This window comes from Glycomyces buryatensis, from assembly GCF_004912275.1.
Classification (GTDB): Bacteria; Actinomycetota; Actinomycetes; order Mycobacteriales; family Micromonosporaceae; genus Glycomyces; species Glycomyces buryatensis.
The window spans coordinates 1-21,999 of sequence record NZ_STGY01000083.1; the positions used below are offsets into that span (position 1 = coordinate 1).

The 21,999-nt window shown below is 67.1% G+C and carries 18 protein-coding genes; 9 read left to right on the plus strand and 9 right to left on the minus strand.

What is annotated here, in order from left to right; translation table 11 throughout:
- The first annotated feature begins 549 nt into the window (after positions 1 to 549).
- Together FAB82_RS24780 and FAB82_RS24785 are read left to right on the plus strand one after the other, a co-directional pair.
- The gene (locus FAB82_RS24780) at positions 550 to 948 is read left to right on the plus strand and encodes a carboxymuconolactone decarboxylase family protein (RefSeq protein ID WP_281276997.1); all 399 of its coding nucleotides are present in this window, start codon (positions 550 to 552) and stop codon (positions 946 to 948) included.
- 115 nt (positions 949 to 1,063) lie between these two features.
- Positions 1,064 to 2,512: a sugar porter family MFS transporter gene (locus FAB82_RS24785; RefSeq protein WP_136537249.1), complete on the plus strand. Its 1,449-nt coding sequence runs from the start codon at positions 1,064 to 1,066 to the stop codon at positions 2,510 to 2,512.
- A 59-nt stretch (positions 2,513 to 2,571) separates the two neighbouring features.
- Here FAB82_RS24785 and FAB82_RS24790 read toward each other — a convergent pair whose 3' ends face one another.
- The 8 genes from FAB82_RS24790 to FAB82_RS24825 all read right to left on the minus strand — a co-directional run bounded on the left by FAB82_RS24790 (position 2,572) and on the right by FAB82_RS24825 (position 13,375).
- Complete coding sequence (locus FAB82_RS24790; protein WP_136537250.1) at positions 2,572 to 5,109, minus strand: ABC transporter permease; 2,538 nt, start codon at positions 5,107 to 5,109, stop codon at positions 2,572 to 2,574.
- Positions 5,110 to 5,111: 2 nt separating this feature from the next.
- Positions 5,112 to 5,912 (minus strand): ABC transporter ATP-binding protein, encoded by an 801-nt coding sequence (locus tag FAB82_RS24795; RefSeq protein WP_211116875.1) that lies wholly within the window; start codon positions 5,910 to 5,912, stop codon positions 5,112 to 5,114.
- A 267-nt stretch (positions 5,913 to 6,179) separates the two neighbouring features.
- Complete coding sequence (locus FAB82_RS24800; protein WP_136537251.1) at positions 6,180 to 8,726, minus strand: ABC transporter permease; 2,547 nt, start codon at positions 8,724 to 8,726, stop codon at positions 6,180 to 6,182.
- 3 nt (positions 8,727 to 8,729) lie between these two features.
- Positions 8,730 to 9,506, minus strand: coding sequence for an ABC transporter ATP-binding protein (locus FAB82_RS24805; protein WP_136537252.1), 777 nt, complete (start codon positions 9,504 to 9,506; stop codon positions 8,730 to 8,732).
- A 248-nt stretch (positions 9,507 to 9,754) separates the two neighbouring features.
- The gene (locus FAB82_RS24810; protein WP_136537253.1) at positions 9,755 to 10,426 is read right to left on the minus strand and encodes a response regulator; all 672 of its coding nucleotides are present in this window, start codon (positions 10,424 to 10,426) and stop codon (positions 9,755 to 9,757) included.
- Positions 10,423 to 11,664, minus strand: coding sequence for a sensor histidine kinase (locus FAB82_RS24815; protein WP_136537254.1), 1,242 nt, complete (start codon positions 11,662 to 11,664; stop codon positions 10,423 to 10,425). The genes FAB82_RS24810 and FAB82_RS24815 overlap by 4 nt, the downstream gene beginning before the upstream one ends.
- 76 nt (positions 11,665 to 11,740) lie before the next feature.
- The gene (locus FAB82_RS24820) at positions 11,741 to 12,574 is read right to left on the minus strand and encodes a RecB family exonuclease (protein WP_136537255.1); all 834 of its coding nucleotides are present in this window, start codon (positions 12,572 to 12,574) and stop codon (positions 11,741 to 11,743) included.
- A gap of 9 nt (positions 12,575 to 12,583) precedes the next feature.
- On the minus strand, positions 12,584 to 13,375 hold the full coding sequence (locus FAB82_RS24825; RefSeq protein WP_136537256.1) for a class I SAM-dependent methyltransferase: 792 nt from the start codon (positions 13,373 to 13,375) through the stop codon (positions 12,584 to 12,586).
- 124 nt (positions 13,376 to 13,499) lie between these two features.
- On the opposite strand from FAB82_RS24825, the gene FAB82_RS24830 reads away from it, so the two are divergent.
- On the plus strand, positions 13,500 to 14,600 hold the full coding sequence (locus tag FAB82_RS24830; RefSeq protein ID WP_136537257.1) for a M50 family metallopeptidase: 1,101 nt from the start codon (positions 13,500 to 13,502) through the stop codon (positions 14,598 to 14,600).
- Between the two features lie 25 nt (positions 14,601 to 14,625).
- Positions 14,626 to 15,561, plus strand: coding sequence for a tRNA (adenine-N1)-methyltransferase (locus FAB82_RS24835; RefSeq protein ID WP_211116841.1), 936 nt, complete (start codon positions 14,626 to 14,628; stop codon positions 15,559 to 15,561).
- 12 nt (positions 15,562 to 15,573) lie between these two features.
- On the opposite strand, the gene FAB82_RS24840 is transcribed toward FAB82_RS24835, so the two are convergent.
- Positions 15,574 to 15,864 (minus strand): ferredoxin, encoded by a 291-nt coding sequence (locus FAB82_RS24840; RefSeq protein WP_136537261.1) that lies wholly within the window; start codon positions 15,862 to 15,864, stop codon positions 15,574 to 15,576.
- Between the two features lie 115 nt (positions 15,865 to 15,979).
- Between FAB82_RS24840 and arc the strand changes: the two genes are divergently transcribed.
- The 5 genes from arc to prcA all read left to right on the plus strand — a co-directional run bounded on the left by arc (position 15,980) and on the right by prcA (position 21,774).
- Positions 15,980 to 17,761: a proteasome ATPase gene (gene arc / locus FAB82_RS24845; RefSeq protein WP_136537262.1), complete on the plus strand. Its 1,782-nt coding sequence runs from the start codon at positions 15,980 to 15,982 to the stop codon at positions 17,759 to 17,761.
- A gap of 339 nt (positions 17,762 to 18,100) precedes the next feature.
- A complete protein-coding gene (dop, locus tag FAB82_RS24850) occupies positions 18,101 to 19,606 on the plus strand; it encodes a depupylase/deamidase Dop (protein ID WP_136537263.1) in 1,506 nt (501 codons plus the stop codon).
- Between the two features lie 190 nt (positions 19,607 to 19,796).
- Entirely contained in the window at positions 19,797 to 20,012 is a 216-nt protein-coding gene (locus FAB82_RS24855) for a ubiquitin-like protein Pup (protein ID WP_136537264.1), read from the plus strand.
- A 179-nt stretch (positions 20,013 to 20,191) separates the two neighbouring features.
- Positions 20,192 to 20,986: a proteasome subunit beta gene (gene prcB / locus FAB82_RS24860; protein WP_246039818.1), complete on the plus strand. Its 795-nt coding sequence runs from the start codon at positions 20,192 to 20,194 to the stop codon at positions 20,984 to 20,986.
- Positions 20,987 to 21,006: 20 nt separating this feature from the next.
- A complete protein-coding gene (prcA, locus tag FAB82_RS24865; protein ID WP_136537266.1) occupies positions 21,007 to 21,774 on the plus strand; it encodes a proteasome subunit alpha in 768 nt (255 codons plus the stop codon).
- Positions 21,775 to 21,999 lie beyond the last annotated feature (225 nt).

The window sequence follows — 21,999 nt, forward strand, 5'->3', positions numbered from 1 at the left end:
ACCGAAAGGCCCCACCGAAAGGCGGGGCCTTTCGCATACCCTCGCAACAGCACTTTAAGCCCCGCCTCCCGGCGGGGCTTTCGTCATGCCGCGAGCTTCCTGCCGGCATGGAACAGGGCCGCAACCGAAACGGTTGCGGCCCCTACGCTTACGGAAACACCCACCTCACTTCAGGAGGATGACGACAGGAGTTCTCTGAGCTTGTAGACGCCGGCTCCTACGCCGAAGATGGCCCCTGCTACCAGGAATGTCATCAGCGACAGGGTTACTAGTAGGATCGCGATTCCAACTGCTCCAAGGACACTGAAGAAAGTGCTCACTAGGCCTCCTCCGTTGCAGGCTCGTGTGGGTAAGTTTCCCTCCTTGCATTGTTGCACATCGATGGATAGCTCGTTATGCGCGTCACAAGTTAGGTAGGTCACATTCGTGTATGATTCTCCGGTTTCTCGGCTGCCGGCTGCGCCATTGCCGGCTTCGGCCCAGGCGCGGTTGGTGGCGGTCGGGCGAGGCCCGATCAACCTGCACCGGTCGCTCGCGCACGCGCCCGCGATGCTTGCGCCCATGCTCGACCTGATCCACGCCGTCAGGTATGAATCCGCAGTGGCACGGGTATACCGGGAGATATTGATCTGCCGGATCGCGCAGATAGAAGGGTCGGATTACGAACTGGCCCATCATCTTCCGATGGCGCGCGATGCGGGAGTCGATGCGAGACAACTGGAACAGCTCGACCATTGGGCCGAGGCCGACTGCTTCAGCGCCGCCGAGCGGGCGGTGCTCTCCTATGCCGAGCACCTGGGTACAGGGGTGCCCTGGGACGCGGCCGGGCTCGATGATCACTTCTCACCGGCTGAACAGACCGAGTTGACGGTGGCGGGTGCGACCTACGTGGCCGTAGCGAGAATTCTTCGATCGCTGGAGGTGCGCATCGACGATCATCTTCGCTGATGACGGCCCCGTTAGCCGGGTCGAGGGATGTGTCAAATCGCCTGCCGGAATGGAGTTCTCGGCTTAGGATTTCGACACATTCGGTGTCGATTCCGAGCCGACAACGGGGGAACTGATGACATCAGGCAGCGAAGGTCTGCTCACCGGAAATATCGAACCGAAGCGGGGCGCCGTACTGTCGGTGGCGGTCGCTGCGGCGCTCGGTGGGTTCCTCTTCGGATACGACACCGCCGTCATCAACGGAACCTTGGACGCGCTCGACAAGCAATTTGGGATCTCCGCCATCGAGGGCGGCGTCGTGGTGTCCTCGGCACTGCTGGGTTGCGCCGTCGGCGCCTGGTTCGCCGGAGCGCTCGCGAACCACATCGGCCGCACCAAGGTCATGATGCTGGCCGCGACCATCTTCTTCATCACCTCGCTCGGAAGTGCACTGTCGACCGGTCCGATCGACCTGACCATGTGGCGCGTGCTCGGTGGTCTCGCCATCGGCGCAGCGAGCGTCATCGCTCCGGCCTACATCGCTGAGATGGCACCGGCTGATCGCCGCGGCCGGCTGGGTTCGTTGCAGCAGTTCGCGATCGTCACCGGTATCTTCGCGGCACTGCTGGTCAACTACACCATCCAGGCCGTCTCCGGCGGTGCCAGCGCGCAAGCGCCCTGGGGCGGTTCGGCCTGGCGGTGGATGTTCGCGACCGCGGCCATCCCGGCGTTCATCTACTTCATCGTCGCCCTGCAGATCCCGGAGTCGCCGCGCTACCTCGTGGCGAAGCAGCAGATCGAGAAGGCCACGGCGGTCCTCAAGAAGTACGTGGGCGGCGACGTCGACTTCCGCGTTCACGAGATCCAGGACTCGCTTCGCAGCGACAAGCCGATGCGGATCGCGGATGTCCGCGGTCCGCGTTTCGGGCTGCTGCCGATCGTATGGGTCGGCATCTTCCTGTCGGTGTTCCAACAGTTCGTCGGCATCAACGTCATCTTCTACTACTCCACTACCCTGTGGCAGTCGGTCGGATTCAGCGAAGGCGACGCGTTCCTCACCAGCGTCATCAACTCGGTCGTCAATATCGCCGGTACGATCGTCGCGATCCTGCTCATCGACCGGGTCGGACGCAAGAAGCTGCTGCTGTCGGGCTCGACGGTGATGTTCTTGATGCTCGGCACCATGGCAGTCATCTTCGCGACCGCGCCGGTCAACGCCGACAATGAGCCCATCCTGAGCGACAGCATGGGTGTCGTGGCGCTCCTCGCCGCCAACCTGTACGTGCTCGGCTTCGCCTTCACCTGGGGTCCGGCCGTATGGGTGCTGCTGGGGGAGATGTTCCCCAACCGCATTCGGGCCTCTGCGCTCGGCGTGGCCGCGGCGGCGCAGTGGATCGGGAACTGGCTCATCACCGTCACCTTCCCGCAGCTGTCGGAAATCGGCCTCGGCTTGGCGTACGGCCTGTACGCGGCCTTCGCCTTCATCTCGTTCTTCTTCGTCTACCGGGCCGTGCCGGAGACCAAGAACATCGAGCTGGAGGACATGGACGAACTGCAGGGCTACGAGTCGGCCCGGGTCAAGTAGCTCGACCTGAAGACGGAAGAAGGGGGCGGCCCGCCCGGGCCGCCCCCTTCTTCCGCGGTCTACTCGTACGCGATGGCGCCGAGGATGTTCACCTTCGATGCGCGGATCGCCGGGGCGATGGCCGCCAGCAGGCCCACCACGACCGCCGCGACGAGGTAGCCGGCGATCAGGAGGGTCGGGAGGGCGAACACGTCGACCCCGGTGTCGGCCAGCGCCCGCTGCAACGCCCAGCCGATCAGCACGCCCACGCCGATGCCGAGCAGCGCACCGAACAGGGCGATGGTGACGCTCTCCACCGTGACCATGCGGACCGTCTGGCCCCTGGTCATACCGATCGCCCGCAGCATTCCGAGTTCCCGGGTCCGTTCGAGGACCGACAGGATCAGCGTGTTGATCACGCCGATCACCGCGACGATCATCGCCAGGCCCAGCAGCAGCTGGATCGCGATAAGAACGAAGTCGTAGATCACCGTCACCTGGGCGGTGAACTCCTCCTGGTTCTGGACGGTGACCTCCGGCTCGTCGGCCAGCAGGTCGTCGACCGAGGTCGAGACCGCCTCGACGTCGGCGCCGTCGGCGACGTCGACCAGGGCCGAAGTCGGCCTCGTCGTGTAGAACTCGTCGGTGTAGGCCGTGGTGACGTACCAGCCGTCGGAGTTCTCATTGTCGGCCACGATGGCGGCCACCGTGAACTCGTGCGGCTCCTCGCCGCGGGTGAACGTCGCCGTGACCGTGTCGCCGATCCCGACGCCGACCTCCTTGGCCGCCGAGGCGTTCATGGCGATCTCGTCATCGGACATATCGTCGAGCGATCCCTGCTCGACGGTGCCCCCGTACAGGCCGACGCCGCTCGGAATGTCGGAGGTGGCGTAGACGAACTGCTCGGTGCCGTTGATGTCGGCCGGGTCGTAGTACAACTCGACCGCCGCATCGACGTCTTCGACTTCGCGGATGTCCTCCATCAACGCCGGGTCGAACGACGGCGCGATTGCTGCGGTGATCGGGCCGGACACGATCAGTTCGGCCTCGATCGAGCCCTCGAAGTAATCCTCGATGCTGGCCTTGACGCTGCTCATAAGGGTGCCCGTGGCGGTCACCAAAGTCACGCCGATCATGAGCGCGGCGGCGGTGACGGCGGTGCGCCTGGGGTTGCGGGAGGCATTGCGCCGCCCCAGTTTCCCGGCGAAGTTCCATGACCACAGCAGTCCCAGCACGGCCACCAGCGGCCGTGAGAGCCAGGCTGTCAGGAGCGTCATGCCGACGAACACCAGCCCGGCTCCGACGGCGGTGACTTCGACGCTCTTGTCGATGGTCTCGGTGAGGCCCAAGACCATCAGTCCCGCGCCGATGAAGGCGAGGATGCCGCCGGTGATGCTCATCGCGGTGATCGGCTTGTCGGCCTTGACCGCCTCGCGCATCGCCTCGACCGGCGGGACCCGAGAGGCCCGTACGGCCGGGATCAGCGCCGACAGGACCGTCACCCCGATGCCGACCGCCAGCGCGGCGACCACGGCCGTGATGGGGATCGACAGTGAGACGGAGGCGGTGTCCAGCAGGTAGGTGGAGGCCGCACTGGTGAGCGCCCAGCCTCCGCCGACGCCGAGGGCGGCGCCGATGACGGCGGCGAAGGCGCCCAGGATGAGCGCTTCGAGAAGTACCGAGCCGGTGATCTGACCGCGTCCGGCGCCGATGGCGCGCATCATCGCGATCTCCTTGAGCCGCCCCGCGATGACGATCGTGAAGGTGTTGGCGATGAGGAAGACCGAGACGAACACGGCGACCAGCGCGAAGCCGAGCAGGAAGTACGAGATGTACGCCGCCGTCTCGGCGGTCTCGGCGTTGGCTTCTTCGTTGTACTCCTTCCAGGTGATCGCCTGGGACTCCTCACCGATGACTCCCTCGACTGCGGCGAGCAGTTGGGTGTCGCTGACGCCGTCCTCGGCGTGGACGGCGACGGTGGTGTACTCGTCCTGGCCGTCGAAGACGAGGTGTTGGGCCTCGGCAGTGGTGAAAGCGAGTTCCGTGCCGCCGTCGAGCGTGTCGCGTTCACCCGGATAGCCGTAGACGCCGACGATCTCGTAGGCGGTCTTGTCGCTGGTGAGCGAGTAGGCGGTGACGTCGTCTCCGAGGCCGAGGCCGGCGTCGGACACGAACTTGGCCGAGACGGCCACCTCGTTGTCGGCGGTGGGCTCGCGGCCTTCGCGCAGCTCGCGGTCGATCGACTCGTCTTCCCAGTTGACGGCGTTGGTCGGGGCGAGGCCGCCGACGACCTTTCCGTTCGAGCCGAGAGCGTTGATCATCCAAGTGACGGTGGTGGTCGTGTCGGCCACGCCGTCGACGGCCCCGACCGCCGCGAGCGTGTCGGCGGGGACGCCCTCGCGGACCATTCGGTCGCCCTGGGTCTCCGGTTCGACGGGTTGGACGAGGACCTCCACGCCGGCGTATCGGTCGGCGTTGAGATCGTTGGCGGTCGCTTGGATAGAGGAGGTCAGGACCAGGGCGGCGGCGATGAAGGCCGAACCGAGGATGATGGCAAGACTGGTGAGGGCGAGGCGGGCCTTGCGGCTGGCCATGCCCTTCAGGGAGGCGCGCAGCATCGCTATGCGGCCCCACTGTGGTTGAGGCCGGTGAACTGGCCGCTCGCGTTGTCGGCGTTCATGTCCAGCGCGAGTTTCTCGAAACCGCGCATCTTGTCGATGACGGCGTCGGCGGTGGGGTCGGTCAGCTCGTCCACGATCCGGCCATCGGCCAGGAAGACGACGCGGTCGGCGTGGGCGGCGGCGTTCGGGTCGTGCGTGACCATGACGATCGTCTGGCCGAAGTCGTCGACGCTGGTGCGCAGGAACTTCAGCACCTCGGTACCCGAGCGGGTGTCGAGGTTGCCGGTCGGCTCGTCGGCGAAGACGACCTCCGGCCGCGTTGCGAGCGCGCGGGCGCAGGCGACGCGCTGCTGCTGGCCGCCGGAGAGCTCGGTCGGCTTGTGGTCGAGCCGGTCGGCCAGATCCAGTGTGTCGATGATGCGGGAGACCCACGCCGGGTCGGCCTTGGAGCCCGCGATGGAGGCCGGGAGCGTGATGTTCTCCAGGGCCGTGAGGGTCGGGAGCAGGTTGAACTGCTGGAAGATGAAGCCGATCTTGTCGCGGCGCAGCCTCGTGAGGGCCTTGTCGCCCAGTCCGGTCAGGGAGGTATCGCCGATCGAGACGGTGCCGCGGTCGGTGGTGTCGAGCCCGGCCAGGCAGTGCATGAGGGTTGACTTGCCGGAGCCGGAGGGGCCCATGATCGCGGTGAACTCACCGGAGGCGAACTCAACGGAGACGTCGCGGAGCGCGAGGACCTGGGCTTCACCGGAACCATAGGCGCGCCACAGGCCGGAGGCGGTGACGGCGGAGCGGGTCCGGATCGGGGCGGGGGGATTGGCTAGAGGCACGGTTCGGCCTTTCAGGTCGAGAGTTCCTTGGTGGTACCGACAAGGCTATGGATTTCGGCCGGATTCCACTTCGGTCCGCGGGCCGGACTTCGGCTCCTTCGCAAGGGGGAGAGAGCCGCCCGCCCTCGGCCGAAAGACCTAGGGCGGGCGTGACTCGCGGCGAGGCGAGGGCAAGACGGTGGGGGCGGTGCCTTGCTCGCACCGCCCCCGATTCTTCCTGGTTTCCCTTACTGGATAAAGCTATTCGTACGCGATCGCCCCGAGCACGTTGAGCTTCGCGGCGCGGGCCGCCGGAGCGATCGCTGCGAGCAGACCCACGATGACCGCGGCCACGAGGTACGTCACGATGAGGCCCCACGGCAGCGCGAACTGGTCCAGGCCCTCCCCTTCGAGTGCCTGCTGGACCGTCCAGCCGAGCCCGATGCCGACCGCGATGCCGAGCACCGCGCCGAACAGGCAGATGATGACGCTCTCGACGGTGATCATGCGCCTGGCCTGGCCCCGCGTCATGCCGACCGCGCGCAGCAGTCCCAGTTCACGGGTGCGTTCCAGGACCGATAGGACCAGGGTGTTCACCACGCCGATGACGGCGATGATCATCGCCAGCGCCAGCAGGATCTGTACTGCGCCGAGGATGGTGTCGAGCGAGCCGGTCTGCTGGTCGACGAACTCGGCGTTGTTGGTGACGTTCACTTCCGGCTCGTCGGTCAGGACCTGGGCGACGTCGTCTTCGACGGCACCCACGTCGGCACCGGGTTCGACCACGATGTACGCCTGGAGCGGTTTGGGGATGGCGAAGTGCTCGATGTAGTCCGGAGAGACCCACCAGCCATTGGTGATCAGGTAGTCCTCGAGGACGGCGCCGATGGTGAACGTGGCGGTCTCGCCGTCGAAGAAGCCGACCTCGACGGTGTCGCCCAGCTCGAGGCCCCGGTCCTCGGCCGTGGTCTCGTCGACGACGATCGAGTTCGCGTCCAGGTCAGACAGTGAACCCTCGGTGACTGCGGTGCCGAAGACGCCCATGCTCTCCTCCAGGTTCTCGCTGGAGGAGAGCATGGCGTCCTGGTCGTCGACGCTGGTGCCCCTGTAGTCCTGGTAGTGGTCGGCGACCCGCTGCACATTGGGCACCTCTCGCAGCTCGGTGAGGGTGTCACGCGAGAACGAGGGGGTGTTGGCCCCGGCCTGGAGTCCGGAGACGACCAGGTCCGATTCGAGGCTGGTGTCCAACACATCGCTGGTGGTGGCCTTGATGCTCGAGACGAGTGTGGCGATCCCGGTGATGAGCGCGACGGCGATCATCAGGGCGGCGGCGGTGATTGCCGTGCGCCTGGGGTTGCGGGCGGCGTTGAGCCGGCCGAGCTTCCCGGCGAACGTGAAGGACAGGACCGCGCCGAGCACCGACACGAGCGGAAGCGACAGGATCGGCGTGAGCAGGGTGATGCCCACGAACGTGATGCCGACGCCGACGAGCATGCCGGTGAGGGTGTTGTCGCCGAGGTTGTCGGTCAGGCCCAACGCGAGGAGGGCCCCGCCGACGACGGTGACGATCGCGCCGACGATGGTGATGGTGCGCAATGGCTTCGGCGGGTTGACCGCTTCGCGCATGGCGGCCACTGGCGGCACACCCGAGGCCTTGACGGCCGGGACGAGCGCCGACAGGAGCGTGACGCCGATGCCGACGACCAGGGCCCACAGCGTGGTCGCCGGGACCAGGAGCGTCACCGGCAGGCCGTCCATCATGTACGCGCTGACCGCCTGCGAGAGACCCCAGCCGAGCAGCACGCCCAGCCCCAGGCCGACGATCGAGGCGACGGTGCCGATGAGGAGCGCCTCGGTGAGGACCGAGCGGACGACCTGTCCGCGTCCGGCACCTATGGCGCGTAGCAGCGCCAGCTCCCTTTGCCGTTGGGCGACGATGATGGTGAAGGTGTTGACGATCAGGAAGACCGAGACGAAGACGGCCACGAGTCCGAAGCCGAGGAAGATGTAGCCCATGAAGTCGGCGACGACGGCGAAGCCTTCGGCGGCTTCGTCGCTGGCCTCTTGACCTGTCTGGACCCGGTAGTCGCCGGTGCCGATGGCCGATTCGACGTCGTCGGTGGTGGCGGTGCCGTAGACGTACACCGAGGAGTAGAGGTCCTCACCGCCGGTGAGGAGCCGTTGGGCCTCAGCCGTGGTGAAACCCATCTGGGTCTCGCCGGCCGTGGAGTCGCGCCCGCCGGCCAGTCCGAAGACGCCGACGATCGTGTATTCGGCGCGGTCGGCGGTGTAGGAGTAGGCGGTGACGGTGTCGCCGAGGTCGAGACCGGAGTCGGCCAGGAACTTGGTGGAGACGGCGACCTCATCGTCAGCAGCGGGCCCGCTGCCCTCCCGCATCTCGATGAAGTCGTCCTCGTCGCTGCCTTCGGTCCAGTTGAACGCGATGGTCGGGGCGAAGGTGCCGACGAGTTTCCCGGTCGAGCCGATGGCGTTGATCTCGCCTTCGACCGCGCCATCGGCACGGTCGACGCCGTCGGTGCCTTGGATCTGAGACAGGACGTCGCCGGGGATGGACGGGATAGCGACTCCGGGCGGACCGGAGGCCCCGCCGTTCTCACCGTCGCCGGAGGCAACGACGATGTCGACGTCGGAATAGGCATCGGAGATGACGCCGGAGACGGACTTGTCCATCGTGGCGGTCAGGATCATCGCGGCGGCGACGAACATGGTGCCGAGCAGTACGGCGATGCTGGTGAGGGCGAGGCGGGCCTTGCGGCTGGCCATGCCCTTGAGCGTGGCGCGCAGCATGGATCAGGATTCCTTGACCTGGGCGGCGGCGACGAGTTCCTCGAAGTGCTTCATCTTGTCGATGACGCTGTCGGCGGTGGGGTCGTCCATGTCCTCGACGACCTGGCCGTCGGCCAGGAAGACGACGCGGTCGGCGTAGGCGGCGGCGTTCGGGTCGTGCGTGACCATGACGATGGTCTGGTCGAACTCGTCCACCGAGGTCCGCAGGAAGCTCAGGACCTCGGCGCCGGAGCGGGTGTCGAGGTTGCCGGTGGGCTCGTCGGCGAAGACGACCTCGGGCCGGGAGGCGAGCGCGCGGGCGCAGGCGACGCGCTGCTGCTGGCCGCCGGAGAGTTCGGTCGGCTTGTGGTCGAGCCGGTCGGCCAGGTCGAGGGTGTCGATGATGCGCTTGACCCAGGCCGGGTCGGCCTTGGAGCCGGCGATCGCCGCGGGCAAGGTGATGTTCTCCTCGGCCGTCAGCGTGGGGAGCAGGTTGAACTGCTGGAAGATGAAGCCGATCTTGTCGCGGCGCAGCTTCGTGAGTGCTTTGTCGCCGAGGCCGGTCAGGGCGGTGTCTCCGATCGAGACGGTGCCGCGGTCGGTGGTGTCCAGGCCTGCGAGGCAGTGCATGAGCGTGGATTTGCCGGAGCCGGAGGGGCCCATGATGGCGGTGAAGGCGCCGGAGGCGAACTCGACGGAGACGTCGCGGAGCGCGACTACTTGCGCCTCGCCGGAACCGTAGGCCTTCCAGAGGCCCTTGGCTGCAACGGCATTGGTCTTGACGGGGGTGCTAGTGGACACGACGCTCTCGCTTTCGGTGATGGTGTCGGTGTTCCGAAGGATTGAGTTAATGACATCGATGCATCAGATTGTGACATCATATCTGATGTCATTTAGCATCGCGGTCCATGTGTTCGCGGGTGGTTCGCGAACTCATGGGTCGACTCTATGGGTTCGGGGCGGCTCGGGCATCCGCTTTGAGAACGGTCTTCGGCTCCGACCAAGGGCGTAGGAAGCGGTACCGGAGTACTACGCCCAGCGGACGGTTTTCATTGGCCGGGGCGGACCAGACCGCTCTCGTAGGCGAGGACGACGGCCTGGACGCGGTCGCGCACGCCGAGCTTGGTCAACAGGTGCCCCACGTGGGTCTTGACAGTGGTCTCACCTACGTGGAGGGTGTCGGCGATCTCGGCATTGGTCAGGCCCTTCGCCAGCAGCATCAGTACCTCCCGCTCCCGGGAGGTCAGTGACTCGAGCAGGGCCGGGGCGCGGTCGTTGTCGGCGCCCCGGTTCGCGGCGAAGCGGCCCAGCAGGGTCGAGAGAATGTGCGGTGCGACCACGGCGCCGCCGGCGTGGACGGTGCGGATCGCCTCGACCAGATCGGCGGCGGGGGCGTCCTTGGTGAGGAACCCGGCCGCGCCCGCGCGCAGTGCCCCGACGACGTATTCGTCAAGGTCGAATGTGGTCAATACCAGCACTCGGGTACGAAGTGACGCCTCGACGATGTCAGCGGTGGCCGCGACGCCGTCGCGGCGGGGCATGCGGATGTCCATGAGTACGACGTCCGGCACGAGCCGCCGGGTCAGTTCGAAGGCCTCGACCCCGTCGCCGGCCTCGCCGATGATGTCGATGTCGCTCTCGGCGCCGAGCACCATCTTGAATCCGGCTCGCAGCAGCTGCTGGTCGTCGGCCAGGAGCACGCGGATCGGTCGCTCGGTCATCGCTTGACTCCTTGGAGGTGGGCGTTCTTGGGGAAGTGCGCTTCGACGAGGTAGCCCCCGCCGGGTCCGGGACCGGCCACGAGGGTGCCGCCGTACAGCGTCGCCCTCTCGCGCATGCCGATCAGTCCGTGTCCGCCGGAGAAGCCGTTCACGACCGGCGCACCCCGTCCCGAGTCTCCAATGGAGACCCGGAATTCGTCCTCACCGTAGTCGACCACGACTCCGGACCTCGCCTTCGGCCCGGCGTGCTTGATGGTGTTGGTCAGCGCCTCTTGGACGATTCGGTAGACCGCCAGGCTCACTCCGGTCGGCAGCGGGTATTCCTTGCCGCGGACGCTGTATCTCACCGGCAGGCCCGCTTCTTTGGTCTGCGCGACCAGGGCCCGGATCGAATCGACGGTCGGCTGGGGTTCGAGCTCGGCGCCCGAGGTCTCCTCTCCCCCCTTGCGCAGCACGGCGAGCAGGTCGCGCATTTCGCGCAGGGCGGTGCGGGCGGTCTGATTGACCGTCGTCAGGGCGTCCTCAGCCGCGTCGGGATCGGTGCGCAGGACGCGCTTCGCCCCTTCGGACATGACGCCGATGACCGAGATGTGGTGGGCCACAACGTCATGCAGCTCGCGGGCGATGCGCCGCTGCTCCTCGGCGACGGCCTGGGCGGCCAGTGCCTCCTGCGTCTGCTCGGCCACGCGTGCCCGGTCGGTCAGTTCCTCGACCTTCATCCTCCGGTTTCGCATCACGAGGCCGACCCAGAACGCGGTGACGGCCATCGCGGTGTTGAGGAACGTCAGCAGCGATGCGGAACCGGCCTGGCCGTCCTGCACCGGCCAGTAGTAGAACAGGACCGAGGCGGTGACGGGGATCCACAGCACCGCGGAGGCCGTCACGGCGCGCAGCAGGGGACGATGTGCGGCCGCCGAATAGGTCAGCACCAGCCATCCGACGCCGTTGTCGCCGATGATCCACGGATTGTCGATCGCCATCGCCAGCACCAGCAGCCCGACGGCGAGGAGCATCGAGCCCCACAGCCATTTGCGGCGCAGGGCGATCGGCGACAGGCCGAGCCCCAGCATGGCGACCTGCGGCCAGCCGAATTCGACGCCGTTGTCTGCGGCGGCGCTGATCACCAGGAGCGTGGAGGCGTACGTGGCCCACAGCGCGGCGGCGAACAGAGTATCGGCCGAGAGCGGGTGCCCATGGAACCAGCCGTGGAGACGGCGAAACGAGGAGGCGGCTTGCACGCTCCAACCGTAATGGCTCTTCACTTTCGAATCATCGAACGCGAGAACGACTCACGCCTCCGCCTCAGGGAGGAGATCAGTCTGTCGGAGGCATCTCGAGTCCGGGCAGGACCGTCGGCAACGGGTAGCTCGGCGGCTCGCCCCCGAACTCGGGGCACAGCTTCTGGTGGGCGCACCAGCCGCACAGCTTCGACTTCTGCGGCCGGAACTCGCCGGTCGCGATCGCCTCGCGCATCGTCGCCCACAGCGTCCGCAGCGTCTTCTCGAAGGACTCAAGTTCGACGGCATTGGGGGAGTAGTCCAGCACCTGGGCATTGCCGAGGTACATCAGGCGCAGCAGCGTCGGGACCGTGCCCCGCGTCCGCCACCACACCAGCGCGTAGAACTTCATCTGGAACAGCGCCTTGTCGGCGAACCGGTCCGGCGGGCGCTTGCCGGTCTTGTAGTCGACCAGGCGCACCAGCCCGTCGACATTGACGTCGGCGCGGTCGATGAAGCCCTTGAGCTGCGTGCCGTCGTCCAGCGTGGTCGTCACCAGGCACTCGGTGCGGTGCGGCTGGAGCCGGGTCGGGTCCTCCATGTTGAAGTACGTCTCGACCAGGCCGCGCACGTTCCGCAGCCAATCCGACTCGTCGCTCAAGCCGTCGAACAGCTCCGCATAATCCCCAGAGGTCTGGAGCTTCGCCCACTCGGGCTCGATCAGCGCCAGCGCCTCCGCCGGGGTGCGCTTGCCCGCCTCGACCTCGTAGAGCCGCTCCAGCACCGCGTGGACCAGCGTCCCCTGCACCTGCGCCTTCGTCGGCGGCTCTGGCAGGCGGTCGACCGCTCTGAACCGGTAGAGCAGCGGACACTGCTTGAAATCGGCAGCGCGCGACGGCGACAGCTGCGTGGGACGGGTGGCCTGCGGCATCCTCCGAGTCTATGCCGGGGGTACGACACTCCCCGCCCCGTCCTGGCGCGCGGCGCGGAAGGCATGCGTGTCATAGGGCATCGCGAACGTCTCGCGCCCGGCCAGCTGAGGATGGGTGTCGACGAGCTCGCCTACGGCGTTGAGGATCTCGCGCCGGCGTTCCTCACCGGCGGTGAGGAAGTACGAGCGGGACTGGACGAGTCGCAGCAGCCGTGCCCGGTCCAGGATCTTCTCGTGCCGGAACACGCGGCGCTCGGGGTCGGCGAAGAACGGCGCGAAGTAGCCCGGCTCGGTGGGGCCGGTGGCGGCGAGCTCGCCCTGCGAGGATCCGATGATCTCCGAGAGTGCGGCGATCCAGTCGACGCTCTCGTCGCGGATGTTCCAGATGGGCGCGAGGATCCCGCCGGGGCGCAGCACGCGCGCGAACTCGGGCAGGGCCCGGTCGAAGTCGAACCAGTGGAAGGACTGGCCGCCGCAGATCGCGTCGGCCGAGTCGTCGGGCAGCGGGAGGGCTTCGGCCGAGCCCTGGTGCGAGGCGGCCAGGCCGGGGGAGAGGGAGACGAGCTTGGCGAGCATCTGCTCGTCGTGGTCGACGGCGGTGACGCGGTGGCCCAGCGCGATCAGGCCGCGCGTGAGCAGTCCGGTCCCGGCGCCGAGGTCGACGACGTCCTTCGGCTCGCCGAGCATCCATTCGAGCGCCGCGGCGGGGTAGTCGGGCCGGATGTCGTTGTAGAGGTCGGCCGCCTGTCCGAAGGAGCGGGCGTGCTCACCCGGATTCGAGGTGTCGGAAGCTTCGATCATTCCTAAACAGTACACGCGTTATGTTTGAGGTCGAGGGAGGCGCGGCGGTGATGCGACTCCGAATCCGTCCCGACCATTCGCGCCGCCAGACCCGCCGCGTTCGGGGCGCGTAGCATTGCCGCCGATGTCGACCACAAACACCCTGGCCTTCCGGCGCTCGGGATTCACCCTCTGCCGCGTCAAGGGAATCCCCATCGTCATCGGATACACCTGGCTGCTCCTGGCGGTCATGGTCGTCGCCGTCTACGCGCCGGTCGTGCGCCGCTCGGTACCCGGCATCGGCGAAGGCGCCTCCTTCGTCGTCGCGGCCCTCTTCGCCCTCACCCTCCTGCTCTCGGTGTTCCTGCATGAGCTGGGCCACGCCCTCATCAGCCTGCGCGCCGGCATCGGCGTCCGCCAGATCAACCTCGACGCCCTCGGCGGCTTCACCGAGATGGACCGCGAGGCCCCCCGCCCCCGCACCGCCGCCGCCATCGCACTCGCCGGCCCCGCCGTCTCGGCCGTCCTCGGCGCCGCCGGACTCGCCGGACTCGCCGTCACCGAACTCGGCTCCCTCGCCTGGCAGCTGAGCTTCCAGGTATGCGTGGCCAACCTCCTCGTAGCCGTCTACAACCTCCTGCCCGGACTCCCGCTCGACGGCGGCAAAGCCGTCCAGGCGGCCATCTGGGCAGCCACCGGCGACCGGTGGACCGGATACCGCATCGCCGGGTGGTCGGGACGCGTCGTCGCCATCGCGACCGTCGGCGCCGGACTGTGGCTGTTCTCCAACGAATGGTTCTCCTGGATCGGCCTGCTCCTGCTGCTCATGGTCGCCTTCGAACTGTGGCGCGGCGCGGGCTCGGCGATCCGAGCCGGCCGCATGGGCCCCAAGGTCAAGCGCCTGGACGCGGCCGCGCTGGCCCGCCCGGCCGCGTTCGTGAACGCCGGCGCGACCCTCGGCGAGGCGCTGGCGGCCGCGGGCGACAAGCCGATCGTGGTCGTCGCCGAACAACCCGTCGGGGTGCTCGACCGCAAGGCCGCCGCGGCGGTCCCGGCCGGCAAGGTCGACTCGATGCCGCTGGACGGGCTGATCCGCCGCGGCCTGCCCGCCCTCGACGCCCGGCTGCGGGGCCAGGCGCTGGTGGACGCGATCGGCCGCAGCGGCGCCGACGAGTACTACGTGATCGAGGAGGGCCGCCTGACAGGGCTGCTCTACACCTCAGACGTGGTCAAAGCCCTCCGTTAAGATGCTTCGGGCCTACCGAAGGAGAATGAAAACCGTGGATGACCTGCTCAAAGTCGGCGATCGCGTCCAACTCACCGACGCGAAGGGCCGCAAGGCCACGATCACCCTCGCCGAGGGCGGTGCCTACCACACCCACCGCGGCCAGATCCAGCACGACGACCTCATCGGGCGCCCCGACGGGGTCACCGTGACCTCCGCCGGCGGCACCGCCTACCTGGCGCTGCGCCCGCTGCTGCCCGACTACGGCATGTCGATGCGGCGCGGGGCCCAGGTCATCTACCCCAAGGACATCGCGCAGATCATCACGTTCGGCGACATCTACCCGGGGGCGCGGGTCGTCGAGGCCGGGGCCGGCTCCGGGGCGCTGACCAACTGGCTGCTGCGCTCGGTCGGGCCCGAGGGCCACGTGTACTCCTGGGAGATGCGCGAGGACTTCGCCGAGATCGCCCGCCAGAACGTGGCCGGCTGGTACGGCGAGGAGCCGAAGAACTGGACGTTGACCGTGGGAGACGTGGCCGAGGCCGACCTCGACCCGGTCGACCGGGTGGTCCTGGACATGCTCTCGCCGTGGGAGGCACTCGACACTGTGGAGCGCGTGCTGCGGCCCGGCGGCGTCTTCATGGGCTATGTCGCAACCACCACGCAGATGTCGGAACTCGTTGAGGCCCTTCGGGACCGGCGCACCTTCACCGAACCGGAGGCGTGGGAGACGATGCTGCGCGGTTGGCACCTGGAGGGTCTGGCGGTGCGCCCGGACCACCGGATGGTCGCCCACACCGCATTCCTGGTGTGCGCGCGCAAACTCGCGCCCGGCACGGTGGCGCCCACGCGAAAGTACAAGCCCTCCAAGGGGCAGCAGGCCCTGCGGGAGCGCAATGCCCGTCAGGCCGCGCAGGCGGCGCCTGAGGCGGCCGAGGGCTCCATGGCGCCCGAGGATCAGGATCCCGAGTCGGATTCCTGACCCCGGACCGTCCTAATCGGTTTCGGCCCCCGGTCCGGCGACGGGGGTCTTGTCGGCCTGGTCCCGGACGTAGATGCACTCGCCCGGGCAGTCGTGGGCTGCATTCACAATGTCCAGTCGCAGGCGCTCCGGCACCGCCGTTTGCGAACCCTCCGTGGTCAAAAGGTCACCCTTGAGGTTCTTGACATAAGCCAGTCCATCGATGTCGAACTCGAAGACTTCGGGGGCGTACTGGACGCACAAACCATCGCCTGTACAGGCGTCCTGGTCGATCGACACTTCCAGTTCACGTTCCTCAGCCATGTCCCCCACATTAATTGCCGACAAGAAGCTGGCGCAATGTCGGTGTCGAGTCTTACTATTGGCGTCCCCAGCCAGCTACGGTTGGAGTAGGACCCTCACTCGGGAGGTGTGACCCGTGGCACGAAGCAACGATGACCGTCGACAGGGACTGGGCCAGGGCTCAGAGCACGACGACGAACTGTCAGGACAGGTCGAAGAGCTCCAAGAAGAACTGGCCGCGGCTCGCCGCCGACTCACCGAAACGCCCCGACACGTCCACATTCTGGAAGAGCGGCTCGCTGCCGCCCAATCCCAGATCGATCGTCTGTCGGAACAGAACGAACGGCTCGTGGCGACCTTGAAGGAGGCGCGTGAGCAGATAGTTTCGCTGAAAGAGGAAATCGACCGGCTTGCGCAACCGCCGTCCGGATACGGCGTGTTCCTGGGAGCCCGTGAGGACGGCACCGTCGACGTCTTCACGTCAGGGAGGAAGTTCCGCGTCTCGCTCGCGCCGTCGATTGACGCCGACGAGCTCGAACGCGGTCAGGAAGTCCTGCTCAACGACGCTATGAACGTGGTCGAGGTGCTCGACTACGAGCGCATCGGCGAAGTGGTGACACTCAAGGAGCTCATCGAACCCGATGACGGCGGCCCGCCCGACCGGGCGCTGGTCACCAGCCACGCCGACGAGGAGCGCGTGGTGCTCCTGTCGGACGCGCTGATGAACGCGCCCCTGCGAGCGGGCGACTCGGTCATGATCGAGCCGCGCGCCGGGTACGCCTACGAGCGGATTCAGAAGAGCGAGGTCGAGGAGCTCGTCCTCGAAGAGGTCCCCGACGTCGACTACTACGACATCGGTGGCCTCGACGGGCAGATCGAGATGATCCGCGACGCCGTCGAGCTGCCGTTCCTGCACGCGGACCTGTTCCGCGAGCACCAGCTGCGCGCCCCCAAGGGCGTGCTGCTGTACGGCCCGCCCGGCTGCGGCAAGACCTTGATCGCCAAGGCCGTCGCCAACTCGCTTGCCAAGAAGGTCGCCGAGGTGACCGGACAGCCGGCGGGGAAGAGCTACTTCCTCAATATCAAGGGCCCCGAGCTGCTGAACAAGTACGTCGGCGAGACCGAGCGGCACATTCGCCTGGTCTTCCAGCGGGCGCGCGAGAAGGCATCAGAGGGCATGCCGGTCATCGTGTTCTTCGACGAGATGGACTCCATCTTCCGCACCCGCGGATCCGGGGTCTCCTCCGACGTGGAGAACACGATCGTCCCCCAGCTGCTGTCGGAGATCGACGGCGTCGAGGGACTGGAGAACGTCATCGTCATCGGCGCCTCGAACCGCGAGGACATGATCGACCCGGCGATCCTGCGGCCCGGCCGTCTGGACGTTAAGATCAAGATTGAGCGTCCCGACGCCGAGTCGGCGAAGGACATCTTCTCGAAGTACATCACCACCGAACTGCCGCTGCACAACGATGACCTCGCTGAGCACGACAAGGACCGCGACGCCACCACGGCATCGATGATCCAGGCGGTGGTCGAGCGGATGTACTCCGAGGTCGAGGAGAACCGGTTCCTGGAGGTCACCTACGCCGACGGCGACAAGGAAGTCCTCTACTTCAAGGACTTCAACTCCGGCGCCATGATCGAGAACATCGTGGCGCGGGCGAAGAAGATGGCCATCAAGGACTTCCTGACCCACCAGTCAAAGGGTCTGCGTCTCGGCCACCTCATCGACGCCACCGTCGATGAGTTCCGCGAGAACGAGGACCTGCCGAACACCACCAACCCCGACGACTGGGCGCGCATCTCCGGTAAGAAGGGTGAGCGGATCGTCTACATCCGCACGCTCGTCTCCGGCAAGGGCTCCGACTCCGGCCGCAGCATCGACACAGTGTCGAACACCGGCCAGTACCTGTAACGCGACGGGCGGAAGGCACCGGACGCGGCGGTCAAGACGACGCCGCAGGTGCCGGAATCCAAGGCCGCGAGCGGGTACCGCTTGGAGTCGGTTCCGAAAGACGGGAGGTACTGCTATCGACAGGACCAACGATCGACAAGAACTGAAACCAACCGAGTGAGGAACGATCGGCCGGCGGGCAACCGTCGGTCGATCGCGTTCAACTGCGCCCCAAGCCGAAGCGCCCACCCGCCTGGGGCGCTGCCGCGCGAGGCTCCACTCGGGGATCCGGCCCGATAAATCGAAACGGAAGCGCCGCACAGGAGCGGATGCGGGCCGAGGCGGACTAGGCTCGGTGGTATGACCGTTCGCCGCATTATGGGCACCGAGATCGAATACGGGATCAGCGTGCCCGGCCAGCCGGGGGCCAACCCGATGGTGACCTCCTCCCAGATCGTCAACGCCTACGCCGCCCGTCCCGAACTGTCGAAGGGCGGTCGGGCCAGGTGGGACTACGAGGAGGAGACGCCCCTGCGCGACGCGCGCGGCTTCACCTACACCGGGGCCCTCTACGACCCGGCGGAGAACCTCGCCGACGAGGACACCGGCCTGGCCAACGTCATCCTCACCAACGGAGCGCGGCTGTACGTCGACCACGCCCACCCCGAGTACTCCACGCCCGAGGTCACCAACCCCCGCGAGATCGTGCTGTTCGACAAGGCCGGCGAGATGACGATGGCGGAGGCCGCCCACCGGGCCGCCCACACGCCCGGCATCGGCCCGATCAACCTGTATAAGAACAACACCGACAACAAGGGCGCTTCCTATGGGGCGCACGAGAACTACCTGATGAGCCGGCAGACCCCCTTTGCCGAGATCGTCTCCCACTTCACCCCGTTCCTGGTCACCCGCCAGGTCTACTGCGGGGCCGGGCGCATCGGCATCGGCCAGGACGCGTCCGAGAAGGGCTTCCAGATCTCCCAGCGGGCCGACTTCTTCGAAGTCGAAGTGGGCCTTGAGACCACGTTGAAGCGTCCGATCATAAACACCCGCGACGAGCCCCACTCCGACGCCGAGCGCTACCGGCGCCTCCACGTCATCATCGGCGACGCGAACCTCGCCGAGTACGCGACGTTCCTCAAGGTCGGCACCGCCGCGATCGTGCTGGACATGATCGAGCACGGCGCCTTCGACGGCTCGTTGGCCATCAGTGAACCGGTCGCCGAGCTGCGCGCGGTCAGCCATGACCCGTCGTTGCGGCACAAGATCGAGCTGCGCAACGGCAAGCGGGTGACGGCCGTCGAATTGCAACAGTCGATTCTGGAACAGGCCGAGACCTACTGCGGAGCCGACTGCGACCCCGACACCCGCGAGATCCTCGACCTGTGGGCGAAGGTGCTCGACGCGCTGGCCCGCGACCCGTTCGAGCTGGCCGACATGCTCGACTGGCCCGCGAAGCTCGCGCTGCTCAACCGCTACCGCGAGCGCGAGGACCTCGACTGGGGTTCGTCCAAGCTCCAGGCGATCGACCTGCAGTACCACGATGTGCGGCCCGAGAAGGGCCTGTACCACCGCCTGGTGTCGCGCGGGAAGATGCAGCGGCTGCTGACCGACACTCAGATCATCGACGCGATGACCGAGCCGCCCACCGATACCCGGGCGTTCTTCCGCGGCCGCTGCCTGGCCCGCTATCCGTCCGAAGTCGTCGCCGCCTCATGGGATTCGGTGATCTTCGACGTGGGCGCCGATTCGCTGGTGCGAGTGCCCATGATGGAGCCCGAAAAAGGCACGAAGGCTCATGTGGGAGACCTGTTCGACCGCTGCGCGGCCGCGAAGGACCTTCTGGACATCATTACCGCCGAGTAAAATATTCGATCCAGACACCTGTTCGCCGCGGGCGTAATCCGGTCGCTGCGCTGGGTGCTGGACCGGTGGCGCGCGGTGGCGACCCCGTGCAGGGGAATATTACGTGTTGGTACAGCGTCGTATCTGGCGTGCTGTCGTACCTTCGCGGTACGGTTTAGGCACCATCGGTCGAAGGTAGAAGGGAGTTGCGATGGCAGCAAAGGACTCCGGCGGGCAGTCGCAGTCGCAGCGGTCACGGCAGGACGCGGATGCCGAGACCACCGAGGCCGCTGTCGACCCCGAGATTGCCGAGCGCCACGAAGAGATCACCGAGGAAGTAGACGACCTGCTCGACGAGATCGACGAGGTCCTGGAGACGAACTCCGAGGAATTCGTTCGCTCGTTTGTGCAAAAGGGCGGCCAGTAGACGGCACCCTGCCAATGGAAATAGGGTTACCTGGTGCGCATCGCGCACCAGGTGCTCTATACCATCGACGGCCCTGCGGCCCTTGCCGGTCGCGAATGCGAGCCGCGCTATTGAATAGAGAAATAGGGAGGTCAGTCGTGACAGGTGAAGGATTCCCAGGCAAGCTACCGAACGCGTTTATGACGACCGGAACCTCCTCGTTCTCGGAGTTCCTGTCCAGCGCCGCCCCCGAGCTCCTGCCGGGCCGACGCCCCCTGCCGCCGGGGGATTACGCCGAGATCAGTTCCCATGCCACCACCATCGTGGCCATACGCAGCGCCGAAGGCGTCGTCATGGCAGGCGACCGCCGGGCCACCATGGGCAACTACATCTCCAGCCGCGATATCGAGAAGGTCTTCGCCGCCGACCAGTACTCGCTGGTGGGCATCGCCGGAACCGCCGGCCTCGGCATCGAGCTGATCAAGCTCTACCAGGTCGAACTCGAACACTACGAGAAGATCGAGGGCGCGCAGCTCACCTTGAACGGCAAGGCGAACCGCCTCGCCACCATGCTGCGCGGCAACCTCGGCATCGCCCTGCAGGGCCTGGCCGTGGTGCCTCTCTTCGCCGGCTTCGACACCGACGCCGACTCGGTGGAGGAAGCGGGCAAGATCTTCAGCTTCGACGTCGTCGGAGGCATCTACGCCGAGCGGGACTTCGACTCGATCGGCTCGGGCTCCATCTTCGCCAAGAGCTCGCTCAAGAAGCGGTACCGGCGCGGCATGGGCAGCGACGACTGCGTCAAGATCGCCGTCGAGGCCCTCTACGACGCCGCCGACGACGACTCGGCCACCGGCGGACCCGATCCCACCCGCGACCTCTACCCGGTGGTCATGACCGCCACCGCGGACGGCTCCCGCCGCATCGACGAGTCCGAAGTCGCGGAAGTGGCGCGCAGCGTCATCGCGGCCCGCACCGAAAACCCTTACGGTTAGCCAGAGAGGAGCACGGACTCATGGGAATGCAGTTCTACACCAGTCCCGAACAGATCATGCGGGACCGGGCCGAATACGCCCGCAAGAACATCTCCAGGGGCCGCAACGTCGTGGTGCTCTCCTGCGCCGACGGAGTCCTGTTCGTCGCCGAGAACATCTCCTCGGCCCTGCACAAGCTCTCTGAGCTCTATGACCGCATCGGCTTCGCCGCGGTCGGGCGCTACAACGAGCTGGAGAACCTGCGCACCGCCGGTGTCCGGATGGCCGACCTGCGCGGCTACTCCTACGACCGGCGCGATGTCACCGCCGGGAGCCTGGCCAAGGCCTTCGCCCAGACCCTCGGCGCGATCTTCTCCGAGCAGACCAAGCCGTTCGAGGTCGAGATCTGCGTCGCCGGAGTCGGGCCCAACCCCGAAGCCGACGAGCTCTACCGGCTCACCTTCGACGGCTCGATCCTCGACGAACCCGGATACCTGGCGATGGGCGGCCAGGCCGAAGACCTGGTCGAGGTCCTCAAGGCCGACCACGACTACAACCTCCCGCTGGCCGATGCGTTCGCCCTGGCGCTCAGCGCCCTGTCGCACGGCGGCTCCAACGGTGAGCGGCGCGAGCTGAGCAGGGACGTCCTCGAAGTGGCGCTCCTCGAGCGCGCCCGCCCCGGACGGTCCTTCCGCCGTATAGAAGGACTCGCGCTGGAGGCCCTGCTCCCGGCCGTGGAAGCCGAACCCGAAGCCGAAACCGACGAGGCGGACGAGTCCGACGACTCCTCCGAGACCACCGAATCCTGACGACCTAGCCACCACGGGGCCGCGCCGGGCGGCGCGACTTCGTGGAACCGACGCAACATGGGGGCGTCCGGTGGCCGACGGACCGCACCTCGCGGACCGACGGCCACCGGAACTCCGGCAAGGACCGCATTGAAACGGGGGAGCGGGGTACCCGGCATTTTCGGACTCCGCCTCTTCGCGAAACCGTCCCACTCAAATGGACAGTTGCCGGCCCGGCCGGAGGCC

What these genes read in the sequence shown, in the direction of transcription:
- FAB82_RS24785 (WP_136537249.1), top strand. Translation starts at nt 1,064, where the DNA reads ATGACATCAGGCAGCGAAGGTCTGCTCACCGGAAATATCGAACCGAAG.
- prcA (WP_136537266.1), top strand. Translation starts at nt 21,007, where the DNA reads ATGGGAATGCAGTTCTACACCAGTCCCGAACAGATCATGCGGGACCGG.
- FAB82_RS24835 (WP_211116841.1), top strand. Translation starts at nt 14,626, where the DNA reads ATGAAAACCGTGGATGACCTGCTCAAAGTCGGCGATCGCGTCCAACTC.
- FAB82_RS24800 (WP_136537251.1), bottom strand. Translation starts at nt 8,726, where the DNA reads ATGCTGCGCGCCACGCTCAAGGGCATGGCCAGCCGCAAGGCCCGCCTC.
- FAB82_RS24840 (WP_136537261.1), bottom strand. Translation starts at nt 15,864, where the DNA reads ATGGCTGAGGAACGTGAACTGGAAGTGTCGATCGACCAGGACGCCTGT.
- dop (WP_136537263.1), top strand. Translation starts at nt 18,101, where the DNA reads ATGACCGTTCGCCGCATTATGGGCACCGAGATCGAATACGGGATCAGC.
- FAB82_RS24790 (WP_136537250.1), bottom strand. Translation starts at nt 5,109, where the DNA reads ATGCTGCGCGCCTCCCTGAAGGGCATGGCCAGCCGCAAGGCCCGCCTC.
- FAB82_RS24810 (WP_136537253.1), bottom strand. Translation starts at nt 10,426, where the DNA reads ATGACCGAGCGACCGATCCGCGTGCTCCTGGCCGACGACCAGCAGCTG.
- FAB82_RS24780 (WP_281276997.1), top strand. Translation starts at nt 550, where the DNA reads ATGCTTGCGCCCATGCTCGACCTGATCCACGCCGTCAGGTATGAATCC.
- prcB (WP_246039818.1), top strand. Translation starts at nt 20,192, where the DNA reads ATGACGACCGGAACCTCCTCGTTCTCGGAGTTCCTGTCCAGCGCCGCC.
- FAB82_RS24855 (WP_136537264.1), top strand. Translation starts at nt 19,797, where the DNA reads ATGGCAGCAAAGGACTCCGGCGGGCAGTCGCAGTCGCAGCGGTCACGG.
- FAB82_RS24830 (WP_136537257.1), top strand. Translation starts at nt 13,500, where the DNA reads ATGTCGACCACAAACACCCTGGCCTTCCGGCGCTCGGGATTCACCCTC.
- FAB82_RS24825 (WP_136537256.1), bottom strand. Translation starts at nt 13,375, where the DNA reads ATGATCGAAGCTTCCGACACCTCGAATCCGGGTGAGCACGCCCGCTCC.
- FAB82_RS24820 (WP_136537255.1), bottom strand. Translation starts at nt 12,574, where the DNA reads ATGCCGCAGGCCACCCGTCCCACGCAGCTGTCGCCGTCGCGCGCTGCC.